The following is an 18,089-nucleotide window of genomic DNA, read 5'->3' on the forward strand; positions in this document are numbered from 1 at the left end:
CGTCGCGGGGTCAGGGCACGATCGCGTACAGACCGTCGGCCGGGTCGACCACGGCGTTGAGGCGCGCTGCGACCTTCAGGGCCGAGTCGTCCTTGCACTGCGAGGCGGATGCGAACGGTTCGAACCCGGGCCCGCTGATCAGCAGGCTCAGCTCGATCCCGCTCTCCTCGCCCAGCGACGCGGGTCGCACGGCCGTGATCTCGGCGGTCGCGGGGACCCCGGCCGTCTCGAGCCGGCGCTGGTCCCGCCGGGCCTGGTCGTCCAGCCGCGACTCGAACCGGTGCAGCCGCACGCATGACACGGTGACCCCGACCCCGGCGGCGGCCATGATCCACCGGTTGCCGGTGGGCTCGCTGGTGGCGAGGAAGGCGGCGGCGAAGACCAGGAACGGGCCCATCAGGAGCAGCGGCGCCCCCAAGACCCGCATCAGCCGCCCGAACCCGCCGGCCGGCGGGTTCGCCTGGCGCGGTCCGGCGTCTCCACCGGACCGGATGAGCGCGCTCCGGCCGGGCACATAGCCGCGCGGCACCGTTGGCATACCGGCACTCTAGCGGATTTCGGGCGCCTGGACGCGGCGCGGATCGGTGTCCTCGGCATCCAGGCGTATCGTTGCCGAGCAGCCCCCGCCCGGGCGTGAGCGGATCGCGAACGAGCCGCCCGCGCCCGCGACCGCCTGGGCCGTGAGCGCGAGCCCGAAGTGGCCCGGCCCCGCCGGCCGCCGCGGGTCGAAGCCCGCGCCGTCGTCGCGGACGGTCAGCCGCAGCGGGTCGGCGAGGGCGAGCGTGACGGTGACCGTGCTCGGCCGGCCGTGCCGCACGGCGTTGCGGACCAGCTCGCGGGCGGCGCGGGCGAGCAGCAGCGCCCGCTCGTCGGTGAGGGCCGCGGCGCCGGTGATGCGCACGTCGAGCGCGATCGGCTCCGGCACCGCGGCGCGCAGCAGGCCCGGCAGCCGTGTCGCCAGGTCGGCCGCGGTCAGCTCGGGCGGCAGTACGTCGTCGGTGAGCGTGCGCAGCTCCCGGATGCTGTCGCGGACGATGGTGCGGGCCAGCGGCGTCGCCGGGTCCACCGACAGCACCACGTTCGCCGCGGCCAGCTGCTGGATCGGGCCGTCGTGCAGCCGCTGGGCGAGCTCGCGGCGCTCCCGGTCGGCCGCGGTCAGCGCCACGGCGGCCAGGGCGGCCCCGTGCTCGGCGTGGCGGCGGGCCCGGCGGGCCGCGGCCAGGCTCAGCGGGAGGGTCGCCAGGGCGAGGCCGAGCACCCCGCCGAGCAGGAGCGGTAGCTGGGTGGCGACGGCCCGGGCGGCGGCGTCGCCGGAGTCGACCGGCACGTACGCCTCCAGGCTCATCGCGTGGCCCCCGGCGTCGCGGAAGTCCAGGAACGCCTCCTGCAGCGAGCGGCGCCGGCCGCTCTCGTAGCGGTGCTCGCGGTCGTCCGGCACGTCGCGGCTGCGCAGTTCGCCCGAGCCGATCGAGCGCAGCGGCTCGGCGTCGCGGGGCCGCCGTGTGCCCTCCAGGCCGGGTACGTCCGACACGACGATGCGGGCCTGGTCGCCGCAGACGATCCAGAGCTTGACCCGGTAGAGCGTGCCCGAGCGCAGGAACGGCGCCAGGCGGTCCATGACCTCGGCGCGGTCGAAGCCGGTGGGCTTCGCGAAGTCGTACTCGGAGAGGCTGCCGATCACCGCGTCGGCGACGGTCTTCGACACCTGGGTGGCGTCGCGGCCGGACTGCTGGCGGCCGGTGCGCCAGGCGCCGGCCAGGGCCGCGACCGTGACGACGGCGGCGGCGAGGCCCGCGATCGCGGCGTGGCGCAGCAGGTGCACCCTCATCGGAACCGGTCCGCGCGGGCCACGAGGCCGAGCCGGTCGGCGGCCAGCACCGCGTCGAGCTGGGACTGGACGCCGAGCTTGGCGCGGATGGTCTTGAGGTAGTCGCGCACGGTGTGCACGGACAGCTCCAGCTCGCTCGCGATGCGGGAGGCGGGCCGGCCCGCGGCGAGCAGCGCGAGCACCTCCGACTCGCGCGGGCTGAGCCGGGGGACCGGTTGCGGGGCCGCGCCGGTGCCGCGGATCGCGTCGAGGACACTGCGCAGGGCGTCGTCCTTGGGCAGGAACACGTCGGCCCCGGCTCGGCGGGCCCGGTCGGCGAGGCCGGGCCGGTCGTGGCCGGTCAGGACGATGAGCTGGGCGTCCGGCCGCAGCGAGCGCAGGTGCCCGACGACCGTGAGGCCGCCCCCGTCGGGCAGGTTCAGGTCCACGATGGCCACGTCGAACGCGCAGCCCGCGGCGGCCTCGAGGGCACCGCGGACCGAGCCGGCCACGGCCACGCAGCGCAGGTCCGGCTGGGCGTCGAGGGCGAACGCGAGCGCGTCGGCGAACACGCGGTGATCGTCGACGAGCAGCACGGCCCGGGTGGGCATGACCGGCGACTCCCTCAATTTTGGGGGGTTGGAGCTGTATGGAAGCACCGGCAGGGTTGTTTAGGCAAGCCTAACCTGACCGAAGGACGCCTCTGTGCTGATCAACCGTGCCCGCATCCTGTCGCTGCTCGCCGTGCCCGCGGTGCTCACGCTGCTCGCCGCCTGCGGGAGCGACGCGGCGGAGCCGGCCGCCGCGCCGTCGTCGGGCGCACCGCTGGACCGCAATGTGACCCTGACGCTGTACAACGCCCAGCACGACACCGTGGCCAAGGCCTGGGTCGAGGCGTTCACCGCCAAGACCGGCATCAAGGTGCAGATCCGCCAGGGCAGCGACCTGGAGCTGGGCAACCAGCTCGTCGCCGAGGGGGCCGCCTCGCCCGCCGACGTGTTCCTCACCGAGAACTCCCCGGCGATGTCGCTGGTCGAGAACGCGGGCCTGTTCGCGCCCATCGACCCGGCGACCCTCGCCCAGGTGCCGGCCGAGTACGCGCCGTCGACCGGCAAATGGGTCGGCATCGCGGCGCGGTCGACCGTCCTGGCGTACAACCCCACCCTGATCGGCGAGGCGGACCTGCCGAAGTCGATCATGGACATGCAGGACCCGAAGTGGAAGAACCGCTACGGCGCGGCGCCCAAGGGGGCCGACTTCCAGGCCATCGTCAGCGCGATGCTCGAGCTCAAGGGCGCCCAGGCGACCGGCGCCTGGCTCGCCGCGCTCAAGGCCAACGGGCAGGCGTTCACCGGCAACACCGCGGCGATGAAGGCGGTCAACGCCGGCACCGCGGCCACCGCGATCATCTACCACTACTACTGGTACGGCGACCAGGCCAAGACCAAGGAGAACAGCACCAACGTCAAGCTGCACTTCTTCGGCAACGGCGACCCGGGCGCGTTCGTGAGCATCTCCGGCGGCGGCGTGCTCAAGTCCAGCAAGCACCCGGCCGAGGCCCAGGCGCTGGTGAACTTCATCACCGGCAAGGAGGCCCAGACGGCGCTCGCGAGCGGCACCTCCTTCGAGTACTCCGTCGGCAAGGACGTCGCCTCCAACGCCGCGCTCAAGCCCCTCGCCGGGCTCGGCGCGCCGAAGGTCGACCCGTCCAAGCTCAACAGCAAGAGCGTCGTCGACCTGATGACGACGGCCGGGCTCATCTGATCCGGTGGTGAAGCCGTCGCCGCGCCTGCTCGCGCTCTGTGTCCCGGTCGCGGTGTTCGCGGCGATCCCCCTGCTGTACATCGCGTTCTACACGGCCCAGGTCGGCTGGGCGGGCATCCGGCCGCTGGTGTTCCGGCCGCTCATCGCCGAGCTGCTGGGCAACACCCTGGCGCTGTGCGCCACCGCGACCGCGGGCTGCGTGGTGCTCGGGACCGCGCTGGCGTGGCTGGTCGAGCGCACCTCCCTGCCGGGGCGCTCGGCCTGGCTCGCGCTGCTGTCGGCCCCGCTGACGATCCCGGCGTTCATCAACAGCTACGCCTGGATCACCGTGCGGCCCGGCCTGCACGGGCTCGCCGGCTCGACGCTCGTGGCGACGCTGTCGTACTACCCGTTCGTGCTGCTGCCCGTGGCGGCGGCGGTGCGCGGCCTGGACCCCGCGGCCGAGGAGAGCGCCCGCTCCCTCGGCTCGGGGCCCGTGGCCGTGTTCGCCCGGGTCGTGCTGCCGCGCCTGCGCCCGGCCCTGCTCGGCGGGGCGCTGCTCGTCGCGCTGCACCTGCTCGCCGAGTACGGCGCGATCGAGCAGCTGCGCTATCCGACTTTCGCGACCGCGATCATCGCGCAGTACCAGTCCACCTTCGCCTCCACCGCCGCGAACGTGCTCGCGGCCGTCCTCGTCCTGTGCTGCCTCGCGTTCGTGACGCTCGAGGTGCTGGTCCGCGGCCGGGCCCGCACCGCCCGCCTCGGCGCCGGTGCACCCCGCCCCGCGGTCCGGGCGAGCCTCGGCCCGTGGACCGGGCCGGTGCTGCTGGCCCTGCTCGGGCTGCTCGGGCTGGCGATCGGCGTGCCCGCGTACAGCGTCGGGCACTGGCTCACCTTCACCACCGCCGACGCGTGGGCGCCCGGCCTGCTGCTGCCGACCCTCTGGAGCACCGCCCAGCTCGGCGCGCTCGCGGCCGCGGTCGCCGTCGCCGCCGGCTTCCCCCTGGCCTGGCTCGCCGTCCGGCACCGCGGCGGCCTGGCCACCGTCCTGGAGCGCAGCACCTACCTGGCCAGCGCGGTGCCCGGCGTCGTCGTCGGGCTGGCCCTGGTCAGCGCGGCGATCCGGTACACGCGCCCGCTGTACCAGACGACGGCCCTCGCGGTCGCGGCGTACGTCATGCTGTTCCTGCCCCGCGCGATGGTGAGCCTGCGCTCGGCGATCGGCCAGGCCCCGCCCGCCCTCGACGAGGCCTCGCGCGCCCTGGGCCGCACCGCGCTCGGCACGTTCCGGCGCGTGACGCTGCCGCTCACCGCCCCCGGCATCCTGGCGGCCGCCGCGCTCGTGTTCCTCGCCGTGTCCACCGAGCTGACCGCGACGCTCCTGCTCGCCCCGACCGGCACCCGCACCCTCGCGACCGAGTTCTGGTCGGCCACGTCCGAGATCGACTACCCGCGCGCCGCGCCGTACGCGGTCGGCCTGATCCTGCTGTCGGTGCCGGCCGCGTACCTCCTGCTGCGCCAGTCCACCAAGGGAACCTCATGAGCGCCCTGTCGATCCGCGGCCTGCACAAGCGCTACGGCCGGGTCCCGGTCCTGACCGGCGCCGCCCTCGACGTCGCCGCGGGCACCACCACGGCCATCCTCGGCCCGTCCGGGTGCGGCAAGACGACCCTGCTGCGGCTCGTCGCCGGCTTCGACCGCCCCGACGCCGGCACCGTCGCCATCGCCGGCCGCGAGGTCACCGCCGGGCGCCGCGGCCTGCCACCCGAGCGGCGCGACATCGGCTACGTCGCCCAGGAGGGCGCGTTGTTCCCCCATCTGACGGTGTACGCCAACATCGCCTACGGCCTCACCCGCCGCACCGCGAACGCCAAGGCGCGGGTCACCGAGCTGCTGGAGCTGGTGAGCCTCGACCCGGCCCTCGCCCGCCGCCACCCGCACGAGCTCTCCGGCGGCCAGCAGCAGCGCGTGGCCCTCGCCCGGGCCCTGGCCCGCCGGCCCGCCCTGGTCCTGCTCGACGAGCCCTTCTCCTCCCTCGACACCGCCCTGCGCGCCGCGACCCGCACGGCGGTCGCGAACGCGCTGCGCGCCGAGGGGGTGACGACCCTGCTCGTCACCCACGACCAGGCCGAGGCGCTGTCGATGGCCGACCAGGTCGCCGTCATGACCGGCGGCACGTTCACCCAGACCGGCCCGGCCCGCGACGTCTACGCCCGCCCGGCCGACCTCGCCACCGCCCGCCTGCTCGGACCCGGCACCACCCTGCCCGCCAAGATCGCCGCGGGCGCGGCCGCATGCGCGCTCGGCCCGCTGCCGCTGGCCGAACCCCGCCCGGACGGCGAGGGGCACGTGTTCATCCGCCCCGACCAGCTCCGGCTCGGCCCCGAGGGCACCCCGGCGACCGTCCGCGCGGCCGAGTTCCTCGGCGCCGACACGGTGCTCACGCTCGAACTGCCCGACGGCAGCACCATGCAAGCCCGAGCCGACGGTACCGTCACCCACGCGATCGGCACCGCGGTGCACGTCGCCGTCACCGGTGGCGTGCTCGCGTATCCCGCGACGTGACCGGGCGCTCCTACAGCGTGACCTCGCTCCAGGTGTGCGCGGTGCGCCACTGCGGCCCCTCGGACAGGTACGACTGGAACGCCTGCCGCACCTGCCGCAGCGTGACGTGCCCCTCGGCCCGGAACAGCCGGCCGCCCTCGCGGTACTCCAGCACCCACGGGTCGGAACCGTTCGCCTGGATGAAGTCCGCGCACGCCGGCCCGGCCTCCCACACGTTGCCGGCCTGGATGAACTCCTCCTCGGACGCGCCGAGCGCGGCGAAGGCGCCGAACGCGTCGGGCGCGAGCACCTCGTCCAGCGTCGCCGGGCTCATGTCCGGCACATCGCCCAGTTGCTCGGTGGTCAGTGTCATCGGCACCGGGGAACTCCCGTCGTCGGAATCGTGCTTGAGCTCAAGTGTGCTTGAGCTCCTAGTCTCCGCCGCATGACCTACGTGATCGCGCTGCCGTGCGTGGATGTGATGGACAAGGCGTGCCTCGACGTGTGCCCGATCGACTGCATCTACGAGGGGGAGCGGATGCTGTACGTCCAGCCGGACGAGTGCATCGACTGCGGCGCCTGCGAGCCGGCCTGCCCGGTCGAGGCCATCTACTTCGAGGACGACCTTCCCGCCGGGCTCGGCGGGTACGTCGCCGTCAACGCCGAGTTCTTCGCGGCGATCGGCTCGCCCGGCGGGGCCTCGAAGGCAGCCGTCGCGGCCGACCACGCGGTCGTCGCGGCCCTGCCGCCGCAGGTCCACGGGGCCGGCCCCGCCTGAGCTCACGCCGGATCGTCCCGCCCGCTCGGCTCGTGCAGCCGGACCGGTCCCGGGCCGCGCGTGCGGAGCCGGTCGTCGGGATTGAGCAGGTCGCACAGGCGCATCGAGAGGCAGCCGCAGCCGATGCAGGCGGTGAGCTGCCGTTCGAGGTTCATGATGTACCGCCGCCGGTCCTCCAGCTCGCGCTTCCACAGCCGCGACACCCGCACCCACTCCCGGTGGCTCGGCGCCTCGTCGGCGGGCAGGGTCGTGAAGATCTCCGCGACGTCGGCGAGCGAGATGCCGAGCCGCCGGGCCGCCAGGATGATCGCGATGCGACGCAGCATGTGCCGCCGGTACAGCCGCTGGTTGCCGCGGGTGCGCTCGGCCGTGATGAGCCCCTCCGCCTCGTAGAACCGCAGCGCGGAGGGGGCGACGCCGGTACGGGCGGCGACCTCCCCGACGGTGAGCAGGTCATTCGGGTGCGCGATCGGCTCCGTTGACACCCGTGGACCGTAGAACCTCAAGCGGGGTTGAGATCAAGACCGTCGTGGTCGGACGCCGGAATCCTCCGCTCGATCGCGTCGGCGGCGGCCGCGGCCCCGCCGGCGGCCGAGAACGCGTCTCGGATGCGTTGGGCTGCTGCGGTACAACGGCGGGCTTGAACAATCGCGGCGCGCAGACGTTGCGGGCTCAGGCGTGACGGTCGCAGCATCGAGCCGGCACCGGCGCTCACCACGCGCCGGGCGACCTCGTGCTGGTCGCGGCCGAACGGCACCGCGCAGACCGGCACGCCCCGCGCGAGCGCCTTCTGCGTGGCGCCCATGCCGCCGTGCGTGACGGCGACGACGGCCCGCGCCAGCACCGCCGAGTGCGGGACGAACTCCTCGACGTGGTGGCCGCCCCGGGAGGTGTACGTCCCGTCGACGCCGGCCGGCATCGTGGCGACGACGTGGAACGGCTCGTCGGCGAGGGCCTCGAGCGCGACCCTGATCAGCCGCCCGTCGTCCTGCGCCTCCGACGACGTCGTGACCAGCACGATCGGCTCGCGCACCGCGGCCAGCCACCCGGGCTCGGCGGCCGGCGGCTCCCACTCGCACGGCCCGACCAGCACCGCCTGCTCGGGCCAGTCGCTGCGCGGGTACTCGAACGGCTCGGCCGTCGTGACCACCATGAGCGCGGCCCGGGTGAACAGCTCGCGGGCGTCGGCGACCGGGCCGATCCCGACCTCGCGGCGCACGATGTTCAGCGGCGGCAGCACGGTCCGCTCCAGGCTGCCGAAGATCAGCGGCCGCAGCACCGCGTCGCGCAGCCGCCCGAGCGGCCCGGCGGCGGGCGGCAGCCCCGGCCCGAACGGCGGGGCATCCCGCGACGGAATCGCCGGGGTGTACGGGAACACCTCCACGAACAGCCGCCCGGCCCGCCCGGCGGCCCAGCGCTCGGCCTCGGCGAGCGCGCCCCAGGCGTTGACGTCGGCGAGCACGACGTCGGGCCGATGCCGCTCGATCGCGGCCCGCAGATCGGCCGCCTCGAACGGCGCCCGCCGGGCGAACACGGCGATGCCGGCCCGCAGCGCGGCGAGCGTGCCGCGGGGCTGCGGCGACGGCTCCCGGATGGCGGGGATCCGCTCGTCGACCGGGCCGGCGTCGAACCCGAGGGAGCGCAGGGTGGGGACCTCGGAGGCGAGCGTGCGCACGACGATGCGGTGCCCGCGGGCGGCGAGCTCCAGGAGGATCGCGGTCATCGGGAAGACGTGACCCTTGGCGGGCGAGGTGTAGGCGAGGACGGTGGCCATGGCAGGGCTCCTTTCCGGGCTCCTTTATGGCTCCTGGGTGAGCGGGCTCAGCAGTTCGCGCAGGGCGAGCTCGGTCTGCTCCCGGCTCAGGCCCGCGTCGCGGCGCAGCAGCTTCCAGACGTACACGTCGCACACGGCGACCAGCTGGGCCAGCCGCCGCCGATGCTCGTCGCCGTCGAGGCGCGCGAGCGTGGGCGCGAACACGGTCCGGCACCAGTCGCGGTGGACCCGCCGTCCGGTGTCGGCGATCGGCCCGATGGCGGGGGAGGCGGGCTCGTCCGCGAGCAGCTTGAGCGACAGGTCGCCGACCTGCTCGTAGTGCTCGACCAGCACGCGCACGGCGTCGGCGGTGTCGCCGGGCCGCGCCGTGCCGCGCTGCTCGGCGACCTGCCCGGCGACCGACTCGACCGCGGCGGCGACCAGGCCTTCCTTGCTGCCGAAGCGCCGGATCACGGTCTGCACGGTGACCCCGGCCCGCTCGGCGACGTCGCCGAGACGGATGTCGTCGAGCGGCTGCTCCAGGTAGAGCGAGACCAGCGCCTGGATGATGCGCTCACCGGTGAGCCGCGCGGCGTCGGCCCGTGCGCCCATCCGGTACGCGCGCGAATTCATGTCAACGAGGTTAACACGAAATTCGCGGCCCGCGGCGGCCAGAACCTGACCGGATCCGCCGGGAGACTTGCCCGTATGGAGATCCTGCTACCGCCGCAGTCGGTCCCGACCGCCGGCGCCGTGCTCAACCCCTTCGTGATCGTGGACGACGCGGCCGGTTTCGTCGGCTTCGTGTCCGACGTCTTCGGCGTCGAGGAGGCCGCCGAGGCGAGAACCCCCATGCCCGACGGCAAGCTGATCCACGCCCAGCTTCGCCTCGGCACCGTCGATCTGATGGTCGCCGACCGGCTCGAGGGCTGGCCGTCGCGCCCCGGCCTGCTGCAGGTGTGGGTGCGCGACGTCGCCACGGTGCTGCGGCGGGCCGTCGCGCACGACGCCACCGTCGTCACCGAGCCGACCCCGTTCTACGGCGAGTCGACGCTCGGCCGGATGCTCGACCCGTGGGCGAACATCTGGTGGCTGTGGGCGCCGGCCCCGGGCCAGCCCGATCCGGTACCACACTGGGCCGGCGGCTCGGACGTCATCTTCGGCACGCTGGACAAGGCGATGAAGTCCCTGACATAGGCCTTGGAGGTCCGTTGGTACTACGACGCGCGCCGATCTCGGCGGATCGCCCGTCACATGCGATCTATAGTCGTTGGGTGCGGGGCATGGACGTGCTGCGGGAGGGGTCGCTGCACATTGCCGCCCAGGCGGCCACCGGCACGACACCGTGGACGGCCGAGCAGCAGGCCACCGCCTCGCGCGTCCTGCGGCACCCTGAGGGCGTCGCGCTGCTGGAGCAGTCGTGGGCTACTCCCTGACCGCGTGCCGGCGCGACACGGTCCTCGCGCTGTTGCGCCCCGTGCCTGGCGGGTCAGTCTCGCTGGTGGCGGAGGAGTCACTCGGGCACGACTGGGCTCCGGTGACGCGGCTGACGTTCGACCGCGACCTGCCTGGCATCGGCCGGACCGTGGTGGTCAAGACCCGCCGGGTGGACGGGGCCGGTCACGGCGGCCCCGCCCACCTGCGACGCGAGGAGGCAGCGTTGCGGACGGCCGCGCCCACCGGGGTCACCGCGCGGCTGATCGCCGCCGACCAGGTGCCGGGTGTCGTGGTTACCACCGATCTGGGGGACTGGCCGACACTGGAAGCCGTCCTCCTCGGCGCGGATGCGGACGCCGCCACGCGAGCCGTCGTGGAGTTCGGCACGGCCGTCGGGCGGCTGCACGCCGGCACTCGCGCCGCGGGTGAGCGGTACCGGCAGGCGCTGGCCGATCTCGGCGCGCCGGAGGCGGATGCCGGCCCTGGACTGCCCTGGCCCGGTGCGGACAGGTGGCAGGACGTGGAGGTCGCGTGCGCCGAGCTGGGCCTGCCGGACGCGCGCTCCGCGGCCGGCGACGCCGCGTTCGTCCAGGATCGGATCGCCGACGCCGGCCCGTTCGCGGCCCTGACGCACACCGACCTCAATCCCGGCAACGCATTGGTGACGCCGCGCGGCGTGCGGATCGTGGACTTCGAAGGCGCGATCTTCGGGCACCTCGGCTTCGACGCGTCGTTCCTGCACTTCCCGTTCCCCACCTACAGCACCCACTGGGCGACGCTGCCGGACAGCGTGGTGGCCGAGGCCGATCGCGCCTATCGTCGCGAACTGCCCGGTGACGTACTCGGCCGCCTCGACCAGGCGCTCGTGGTCGGCGCCGCGGCGGCCCTCGCTGTTCGAGTACAGCGGCTGCCGCTGCTGGCCGGCGCCGGACAGCCCGCGCACACCCGCCGGCGTCGTCGAGCGCAGCTTGTGCAACAGATCGGGGTGTTCACCCGGCTCGCCGAGCGGGCCGCGACGCTGCCGGCGATGGCGGACTGGTTCGCCCGGCTGGCCTCGGCGATGACCGCCCGCTGGCAGGACGCCACAACCCCGCCGCCGGCGACGTTCCCCGCCTTCCGGTCATCCCAGGACAGATGACCGTCCGGTCACGCCGCCTCGATCTCGCGCAGGTAGTCGGCCAGTTCGGGGACGGTCGCGAGCACCTGGGGCTCGACGCTCGCGCGGATCAGGTCGGCCTCCTCATCGCCCCGCTGACCCTCGAGGATGAGGACGAGGAAGCCGGGCGGGAGCGAGCTGTGGATGCGGCCCTGGCGAGCGGTCGCGGTCATCGCCTTGCAGACTCGCGCCATGGCGGCGTCGTGCGCGTCCAACGCCGCGTCGTTTTCAGCCTCGTTGCCGGCGGGCGGGAAGAATTCCTCGGTGATGCGCTGGTACCACGGCCGCATCGCATCGCTCGCGGCGTCCAGGACGTCCCATCGCCACTCCGGCGGGGCGAACCGCGTCGAGTACCCGTGCAGCTGGTTCACCGCCGCCTCGGTGTTGGCGGCCAGGGCCGGCGGGAGGATTTTGCTGCCGTCGCTGTAGAAGAGATGGAAGGCCGCGGCGTAGATCGGCTCGCCCGGATGCGCCGCGGCCAGGCCGGTCAGGGTGCGGCATCCGATGTCGTGCCATGCCGTCTCGAACGCGTCCCAATCCACCGGCGCACGCTACCGCCTCATCGGTCGGCCGATGTGGGCGGCCACCGCCGCAACCGGGGTTGCCGGCAGCGACCGCATATGGCGTTGCGGGCTTGGGCCCGGCCCGGCGTCCGTTGGTCAAGATCATGGGGAGGCCGGCGGCCCTGGGCGTGGCCGTGCCCGTGCTTGGACTGGCCGCGTGCCGTCCTGGCGCGACGGCCGGACCGACGTCGTCCGCGGCGCCTTCCACGGCGGTGTCCGCCGGGCCGGTCACCGGGCAGTGCCTCACCGGCGTGCCCGGGAGCCCGTTCAGCCCGCTGCCCACCTTGAACTGACACGAGACCATCCCGCCACGGGTCAGTGCGGGGAGGCCGCCGGCCATCGACTCGGTCGGCTGTGGACCGGATCTGCTCTTCCGGTAGTCACGACGCTCGTTCACCGGAAGCTGCAGGGTATTGATGTTGCCTATCGGATCACACTTCGAGCTACAGCGGTGACCGCTGCGCACGACGGTGTAAAGCTGGTTGGTGTGAGGTATCGGGGTCCGGTCGCGACCGTGGTCCACGTCAATACGAGCGGCGTCACGTTCGGATGGCCCCGGCGTGCACCGGAATGGCACTACTCCGGGAGATTCGTGCCCTGGTCGGCCGTGGACAACGCGGAACCGTACGCCAAACCACCAGAGTTGCGGCTCACCGATGGGCGCACGATCTTCATCCACCACGAACACCGAGCGGCGTTGGCGGCCGGCCTCGCAACGGCCGGGGTCACCGTCATGCACAGGCCTGACATCTGGTCCTACCTGCTGGAACCGTTTCTCGACAATGAGTACGACGAGGTAACCCGTACCGGATGCGAAGAACGGCTGCGCTCGTACGGCCTCACCAACCAGGACATTCGCGCTATTCGGCACCGCGTCCGGCTTCGGATGACAGCCATGACCTTCTTGTCCTGGGAATGGGCCGGGTACGGTCATGTGGACGTCTTGGAAGCGACGGCCTGGCTGATGCCCGCATCCCGCTACGTGTCGTTTCGTAAGTGGGCGGATACCATCGCCGCCGCGGTCCCTCCCCAACAACTGGTCGGCTGACCGCACATCGGCACGGCGACGGACCGTGACGATCATCGGTCACTCATTGCGCGCGCTCGGCGGCGACGAGGAGCCCGGCGCCGGGTACCGACTGCGTGCTCTGCCGGAGTTACCCGCCGGTCAGGTCCACGAGCTCGCCGCTCGCTGATTCGGAGACGGGGTCGGTGCTGACACGCATCAGGGCTCGGGGTAGGTCTCCAGCAGCCGTGCGGCCTCGATGCGGAGCTCTTCCTTCGTGAGGCCGCCGCCGAACATCGATGATGCGACGAGGTCGAGAAACGTCGATCAGCCCCCATACGGCTTCGTCGTCGGTGTGGGTGCCGATCGCGTCGGTGATGCGGCTCGCCGCCGCGCGAAGTTCCAGTGCGAAGGCAGGGCGCCGTCGCACTGGGCGCAGGTGAAGTCGTCATCCCGCACGATGTTGCGCTCGCCGCAGGACGGGCACCGTCGAAACGTGACCTTGTCGGTGAAGTCGCCTGGATGTCGCACGCCGATGCGGTCCAGGGCCTCGCCGACGGCCGGCCACGAGTCCGGGTCGGGACAGTATCCGGTCGACTGGTTGGTGACCTCGACGACGTGCCAGCCGGAGCCGGCGGGCGCGAACGCGATCTCGCCGGCCGCGAGGACATCGTGCCCGGCCGCCAGCGCGACGTGTTCGGAGCGTCGGGGTGCCAGCCGGAGTGTGCCGTCGAGTGTCACGACGAAGGTGAAGGGCTCGGCGAGCTCGCCGCGATCGCGACCGGTGAGCCACTGCCCGAGGGCCGCGGCCGTATCGGCGGTGACGGCGTCCGCGGTCGCCGCCTGGGCGCGTAGCTCAGGCGGCCCGACGTAGCTGTATCGCCACATCGGGCTCAGTCGTGCCATGCCGTCTCGAAGGCGTCCCAGTCCACCGGCGCACACTACCGTGTCTCAGGCCTACCGATGCACATGATCGGATCGGGCCACAGCAGTCGGGCGCGGGCGGGGTGCGTTCGGCCAGGGTTGACGGTGAAAGGAGGGCCTCGTGATCTCGGCACTCAACCGGCTCGTCGACCTCGTCGAGGAGCATCTCGCGGAGGAGCTCGACGTCAGCGGACTGGCCAGGGCGTTCGGCACGACCGAGTACCACCTGCGCCGGATGTTCTCGTCGTTGGCCGGCATGCCGTTGTCGGAGTACGTGCGCCGGCGCCGCATGACCGTTGCGGCTGCGGCCGTCGTGCGGGGTGAGGACGATCTGCTGAGCATCGCGGTCCGTCACGGATACGGCTCGACCGAGGCGTTCGGGCGTGCGTTCCGCGCGGTCCACGGCGCCGGTCCTGGTGACGTACGCCGTGACGGAGGCCCTCTTCGCACACAACCACAGATCAGGTTCCGCCTGACCGTCGAAGGGAGCATCCCCATGGACACCCGCATCGTCGACCGGCCCGCGTTCCGGCTCGTCGGACACGCGGCCCGGGTTCCGCTGATCCACCAGGGCGTCAACCCGCACATCCAGCACCTCGTCACCGCACTGCCGCAGGAGGAGCACGTCCGGCTGAAGGCCCTCAGCGACACCGAGCCGGCGGGCCTGCTGCAGGTCAGCGACGACCTCGACCCCGACGCCACGGAGGGCAGTCCACTCACCTACCTGCACGGGGTCGCTGTCTCCCGGGACACGCCGGCCCCTGACGACCTCCACGCCATCGAGGTGCCGGCCGGCCGGTGGGCGGTCTTCCGCACCGCCGGGCCCTACCCGCGGGCTCTGCAGGAGACCTGGGCCGCGACCGCAACCGAGTGGTTCCCCTCCAACCCGTGGCGTCTGCGGCCGGGCCCGTCGATCGTCGCGGTCCTCGAGCGCGCGGCGGACTTCAGCACCGCGACATGCGAACTGTGGCTGCCGGTCGAACCGGCGAGCGGGGCTGGCCCCGTGCGATAGCCGGCGGCCTGTAACACAGTGCTGGCGCGGCGCCCGTGTGCCGGCGGGCGCCGCGCGACACTGGTCCGATGTCGAGTCACACCGCGCTGGGCGTTCTCGAGTTCGCCGGCATCTTCGTGTTCGCGATCTCGGGTGCGCTGGTCGCGATCCAGAAGGGCTTCGACGCCGTCGGCATTCTCATCCTGGCCGAGGTCACCGCGCTCGGCGGCGGGGTGGTGCGCGACCTCGTCATCGGCGACACCCCGCCCGGCGCGTTCCGCAACGCCTGGTACCTCCTCATCCCCCTCGCCGCCGCGACCGTCGCGTTCTTCGCCCACCCGGTCGTCGAGCGGCTCAACTTCGGGGTGCTCCTGTTCGACGCGGCCGGGCTGGGACTGTTCTGCGTCACCGGCACCCTCAAGGCGCTCGCCCACGGCCTCGGCCCGGTGCAGTCCGCGGTCCTGGGCGTCACGACCGGCGTCGGCGGCGGGCTGCTGCGCGACGTCATCGCGCGCGAGACGCCGGCCGTGGTCAAGTACGACACGGACCTGTACTCGATCCCGGCGATGGTCGGCGCGGCCGCGGTCACCGTCGCGTACAAGCTGCACTGGCCGCTGACCGTCGCCGCCCCCGCCGCCGCGGTCTTCGTGTTCGGCTTCCGCGTCGTGGCCATGGTCCGGCACTGGCGCGCCCCGCGCGCATGGACGCGCCGGCGCGCCTAGCGACGGCGTGGCGGTAGCGTTGAAGATCGGGTAGGGGTAATAGGATACTAAGCCGATATGGAAAATGGGCCATGGGTCGAGGGTGGGTAGCACCGTGAGTGATGTCGACGTGGCGATCGTCGGCGGGGGAGCGGCGGGCGCGCTGGTCCTCGCGCACCTCTCGCGGCTCGCGGCCGCCCGGCTCCGGGTCGCGCTGATCGACCGCGGCCCGGGGGACTTCGGCAGCGGCACCGCCTACCGCACGCAGGACCCGGCCCACCTGCTCAACGTCCGGGCCTCGGCGATGAGTGCGTGGCCCGGCGAGCCCGGCCACTTCACCCGCTGGCTCGCCGCCAACGGGTGGGACGGCCTGACCGGCGACGACTTCGCGCCCCGCGCCGCGTTCGGCGCCTACCTCGCCGCGCTCACCGCCGAGGCGGCCGCCGGTGACCACGCGGACGTGCGCCTGATCCGCGGCGGGGCCACCGGCGTGCACCGCCATCCCGACGGGTGGACGATCACCATCGACGGGGCCGCCCCGGTGGTCGCGACCGAGGTCGTGCTCGCCATCGGCATCGAGCCGCCGGCCCAGGCGTGGGTACCGCGCCGCCTGCGCGTGCAGCCCCGCTTCGTCGCCGACCCGTGGCGGCCCGGCGCGCTCGACGGCGTCGGCCCCGACGACCCCGTCCTCATCGTCGGCACCGGGCTGACCGCGGTCGACGTCGCCGTGTCGCTCTCGGCCCTGACCCGGCGCCCGATCACCGCGACGTCCCGCAACGGCCTGCTGCCCTTCGCGCACACGCGCGAGGTCCGCCTGCCGATGCCGCTGGTGGAGACCGAGTTCCCCGCCACCGTCAAGCAGCTGCGGCGGCTGATGCACCGCCGCGTCCGCGAGTCGGTCGCGGCCAGCGGCGACTGGCGCCCCGCGATCGACGGCATGCGCCCCCACACCCAGGCGATCTGGGCCGGGCTGCCCGTGGCCGAGCGGCGCGAGTTCCTGCGCCGGGACCTGCGCCGCTGGGACAACGCCCGGCACCGCATGGCGCCCGACGTCGCCGACGCGATCGCCGCGCTGCGGGCCGAGGGCCGGCTCGCGATCACGACCGAGCACCCGTCGGTCGCCATCGCCAGCGCCGACCCCGGCACCTGGGTCGTCAACACCACCGGCCCCGACCCCGACCTCGCCGGCTCGACGAACCCGCTCATCCAGCAGCTGTTCGCCGAGGGGTACGTCACCAGCGGCACCCTCGGGATGGGCTGGGCGACCACCGACGACGGGCAGCTGCGCGACGCCTACGGCAACCGGGTCCCGGGCCTGTGGACCCTCGGCAGCACGCGCCGGGGTCAGCTGCTGGAGACCACCGCGGTGCCGGAGATCCGGGCCCAGGCGCTCGCCCTCGCCGAGCGGCTGGGCGACACCCCGTCACCGCGCCGCGCCCCCGCCCGCCGGGTCCGCCGCGACCAGTACGGGCTGCCGGTCCTCGCCACCGCGCGGGCCGCCGAGCACTTCGACGACGCCGTGCGGCGGGTGCTGCGCGTCCAGCGGGGCGCGGAGGAGGCCCTGGTCGCGGCGACGGCGGAGGACCCGTCGTTCGCGCTCGCGCACACCGTCCGGGCACTGCTCGCCGTCGAGGGGGTCATCGGCGCCGACGCCGGCGCCGCCCTGGCCGAGGCCGAACGGGCGGCCCGGGCGCGCACCGACGCCCGCACCGGCAGCCTGCTGCGGGCCGTCGCCGCCCGCGTCCGGGCCGGCGACCCGGCCGGGCTACTCGCGCACATCGACGAGTTCCCCCGCGACGCCCTCGTCGTCAACGCGTGCGTCCCGACGATCGCGTTCGGCGGCGCCACCCAGGTGCCGCAGCACGCCTGGGCCATCGTCGAGCGGCTGGCTCCGGTGTACGGCGAGGACTGGTGGTACCTCGGCCTCCTCGCGTTCGTACGGCAGGAGCAGCACCGGTGGGCCCAGAGCGCCGACCTCGCCGACCAGGCGCTCGCCGCCGACCCGGCCGGGGGCCACGCCGCGCACGCCCGCAGCCACGTGTACTACGAGACCGGCGAGCACCGCGCCGGCCTCGAGTGGCTCGACGGCTGGATCGCGGGCCCGGGCCGCGACGCGTTCCAGGGCGCGCACTACTCCTGGCACGCGGCACTGCACGAGGTGGCCCTCGAGCGCTGGAGCGAGGTGGCGGCCCGCCTGCGGGGACCGCTGTCGCCGCGGGCGGTCAGCGGCGTGCGGGCGCTCGTCGACTCCGCGTCGCTGCTGTGGCGGTGCCAGGTGCTCGGCGCCCCGCCTTCGCCGGTGCCGATCGAGGCGGTGCTCGGCGCGGTGCCCGACGGGCTGCTGCGCGAGCCCCGGACCGCGTTCATCGCCTGGCACGCCGCCCTCGCGCTGGCCGCCGCCGGTGACCTCGACGGACTGGCGGACCTGCGCCGGTACGCCACCGCCCGCACCGAGCCGGCCTTCGATCTCGTCGCGGTGCTCGTGCGCGCGCTGATCGCCTACCTGGGCGGGGACTACGCGCTGACCGTCGAGCTGATCTCCCGCCGCACGGGCGAGTGGGTGCGGCTCGGGGGCAGCGACGCCCAGCGCGAGATCATCGACGACACGCTGCTCAGCGCCCTGTCGGCCCGCGACAAGCTCGGGCTGAGGAGGTCGAGGGGCTCCGCAGCACCGTGAACGGCAGCT

At 73.8% G+C, this 18,089-nt stretch carries 20 protein-coding genes; 11 read left to right on the forward strand and 9 right to left on the reverse strand.

The features are described 5' to 3' along the window. Positions 1-10: 10 nt before the first annotated feature. From AC6JBM_RS11980 to AC6JBM_RS11990, 3 genes are read right to left on the reverse strand one after another with little or no spacing between them, the layout of a single operon-like run. Positions 11-538 (reverse strand): hypothetical protein, encoded by a 528-nt coding sequence (locus AC6JBM_RS11980; protein WP_497983668.1) that lies wholly within the window; start codon positions 536-538, stop codon positions 11-13. 9 nt (positions 539-547) lie between these two features. After that, complete coding sequence (locus AC6JBM_RS11985) at positions 548-1,828, reverse strand: sensor histidine kinase (protein ID WP_497983669.1); 1,281 nt, start codon at positions 1,826-1,828, stop codon at positions 548-550. After that, positions 1,825-2,418, reverse strand: coding sequence for a response regulator (locus tag AC6JBM_RS11990; protein WP_497983670.1), 594 nt, complete (start codon positions 2,416-2,418; stop codon positions 1,825-1,827). The genes AC6JBM_RS11985 and AC6JBM_RS11990 overlap by 4 nt, the downstream gene beginning before the upstream one ends. A gap of 94 nt (positions 2,419-2,512) precedes the next feature. On the opposite strand from AC6JBM_RS11990, the gene AC6JBM_RS11995 reads away from it, so the two are divergent. The 3 genes from AC6JBM_RS11995 to AC6JBM_RS12005 are packed head-to-tail and all read left to right on the forward strand — an operon-like array spanning position 2,513 to position 6,115. Further along, a complete protein-coding gene (locus AC6JBM_RS11995) occupies positions 2,513-3,571 on the forward strand; it encodes an iron ABC transporter substrate-binding protein (RefSeq protein WP_497983671.1) in 1,059 nt (352 codons plus the stop codon). A gap of 7 nt (positions 3,572-3,578) precedes the next feature. Further along, on the forward strand, positions 3,579-5,093 hold the full coding sequence (locus AC6JBM_RS12000; RefSeq protein ID WP_497983672.1) for an ABC transporter permease: 1,515 nt from the start codon (positions 3,579-3,581) through the stop codon (positions 5,091-5,093). Further along, a complete protein-coding gene (locus AC6JBM_RS12005; RefSeq protein ID WP_497983673.1) occupies positions 5,090-6,115 on the forward strand; it encodes an ABC transporter ATP-binding protein in 1,026 nt (341 codons plus the stop codon). The genes AC6JBM_RS12000 and AC6JBM_RS12005 overlap by 4 nt, the downstream gene beginning before the upstream one ends. Positions 6,116-6,125: 10 nt before the next feature. Here the strand turns inward: AC6JBM_RS12005 and AC6JBM_RS12010 are convergent, their stop codons facing one another. After that, a complete protein-coding gene (locus AC6JBM_RS12010) occupies positions 6,126-6,473 on the reverse strand; it encodes a hypothetical protein (RefSeq protein ID WP_497983674.1) in 348 nt (115 codons plus the stop codon). Between the two features lie 66 nt (positions 6,474-6,539). Between AC6JBM_RS12010 and fdxA the strand changes: the two genes are divergently transcribed. Beyond that, positions 6,540-6,872: a ferredoxin gene (gene fdxA / locus AC6JBM_RS12015; protein WP_497983675.1), complete on the forward strand. Its 333-nt coding sequence runs from the start codon at positions 6,540-6,542 to the stop codon at positions 6,870-6,872. Positions 6,873-6,874: 2 nt separating this feature from the next. Here fdxA and soxR read toward each other — a convergent pair whose 3' ends face one another. Genes soxR through AC6JBM_RS12030 form a run of 3 tightly spaced genes read right to left on the reverse strand, consistent with a single transcriptional unit; the run spans position 6,875 to position 9,258 of the window. Then, positions 6,875-7,357, reverse strand: a complete 483-nt coding sequence (soxR, locus tag AC6JBM_RS12020; RefSeq protein WP_497983676.1) for a redox-sensitive transcriptional activator SoxR — start codon at positions 7,355-7,357, stop codon at positions 6,875-6,877. A 17-nt stretch (positions 7,358-7,374) separates the two neighbouring features. Further along, a complete protein-coding gene (locus tag AC6JBM_RS12025; protein WP_497983677.1) occupies positions 7,375-8,646 on the reverse strand; it encodes a glycosyltransferase in 1,272 nt (423 codons plus the stop codon). Between the two features lie 24 nt (positions 8,647-8,670). Further along, on the reverse strand, positions 8,671-9,258 hold the full coding sequence (locus AC6JBM_RS12030) for a TetR/AcrR family transcriptional regulator (protein WP_497983678.1): 588 nt from the start codon (positions 9,256-9,258) through the stop codon (positions 8,671-8,673). A gap of 75 nt (positions 9,259-9,333) precedes the next feature. Between AC6JBM_RS12030 and AC6JBM_RS12035 the strand changes: the two genes are divergently transcribed. The 3 genes from AC6JBM_RS12035 (at position 9,334) to AC6JBM_RS12045 (ending at position 11,200) form a co-directional block, all read left to right on the forward strand. Further along, on the forward strand, positions 9,334-9,822 hold the full coding sequence (locus AC6JBM_RS12035; RefSeq protein WP_497983679.1) for a VOC family protein: 489 nt from the start codon (positions 9,334-9,336) through the stop codon (positions 9,820-9,822). A 77-nt stretch (positions 9,823-9,899) separates the two neighbouring features. Then, on the forward strand, positions 9,900-10,061 hold the full coding sequence (locus tag AC6JBM_RS12040; protein ID WP_497983680.1) for a hypothetical protein: 162 nt from the start codon (positions 9,900-9,902) through the stop codon (positions 10,059-10,061). Then, positions 10,046-11,200 (forward strand): hypothetical protein, encoded by a 1,155-nt coding sequence (locus tag AC6JBM_RS12045; protein ID WP_497983681.1) that lies wholly within the window; start codon positions 10,046-10,048, stop codon positions 11,198-11,200. Before AC6JBM_RS12040 ends, AC6JBM_RS12045 begins: the two co-directional genes overlap by 16 nt. Positions 11,201-11,208: 8 nt before the next feature. Here the strand turns inward: AC6JBM_RS12045 and AC6JBM_RS12050 are convergent, their stop codons facing one another. Beyond that, positions 11,209-11,760, reverse strand: coding sequence for a hypothetical protein (locus AC6JBM_RS12050; RefSeq protein WP_497983682.1), 552 nt, complete (start codon positions 11,758-11,760; stop codon positions 11,209-11,211). A 628-nt stretch (positions 11,761-12,388) separates the two neighbouring features. On the opposite strand from AC6JBM_RS12050, the gene AC6JBM_RS12055 reads away from it, so the two are divergent. Next, entirely contained in the window at positions 12,389-12,829 is a 441-nt protein-coding gene (locus tag AC6JBM_RS12055; protein ID WP_497983683.1) for a hypothetical protein, read from the forward strand. A 285-nt stretch (positions 12,830-13,114) separates the two neighbouring features. On the opposite strand, the gene AC6JBM_RS12060 is transcribed toward AC6JBM_RS12055, so the two are convergent. Further along, positions 13,115-13,693, reverse strand: a complete 579-nt coding sequence (locus tag AC6JBM_RS12060; RefSeq protein WP_497983684.1) for a hypothetical protein — start codon at positions 13,691-13,693, stop codon at positions 13,115-13,117. A gap of 139 nt (positions 13,694-13,832) precedes the next feature. On the opposite strand from AC6JBM_RS12060, the gene AC6JBM_RS12065 reads away from it, so the two are divergent. From AC6JBM_RS12065 to AC6JBM_RS12075, 3 genes are all read left to right on the forward strand, one after another. Then, positions 13,833-14,723: an AraC family transcriptional regulator gene (locus AC6JBM_RS12065; protein ID WP_497983685.1), complete on the forward strand. Its 891-nt coding sequence runs from the start codon at positions 13,833-13,835 to the stop codon at positions 14,721-14,723. Between the two features lie 68 nt (positions 14,724-14,791). Then, a complete protein-coding gene (locus AC6JBM_RS12070) occupies positions 14,792-15,424 on the forward strand; it encodes a trimeric intracellular cation channel family protein (protein ID WP_497983686.1) in 633 nt (210 codons plus the stop codon). Between the two features lie 94 nt (positions 15,425-15,518). Next, positions 15,519-18,080 (forward strand): FAD/NAD(P)-binding protein, encoded by a 2,562-nt coding sequence (locus tag AC6JBM_RS12075; protein WP_497983687.1) that lies wholly within the window; start codon positions 15,519-15,521, stop codon positions 18,078-18,080. Positions 18,081-18,089 lie beyond the last annotated feature (9 nt).

This window comes from Dactylosporangium thailandense, assembly GCF_059739745.1.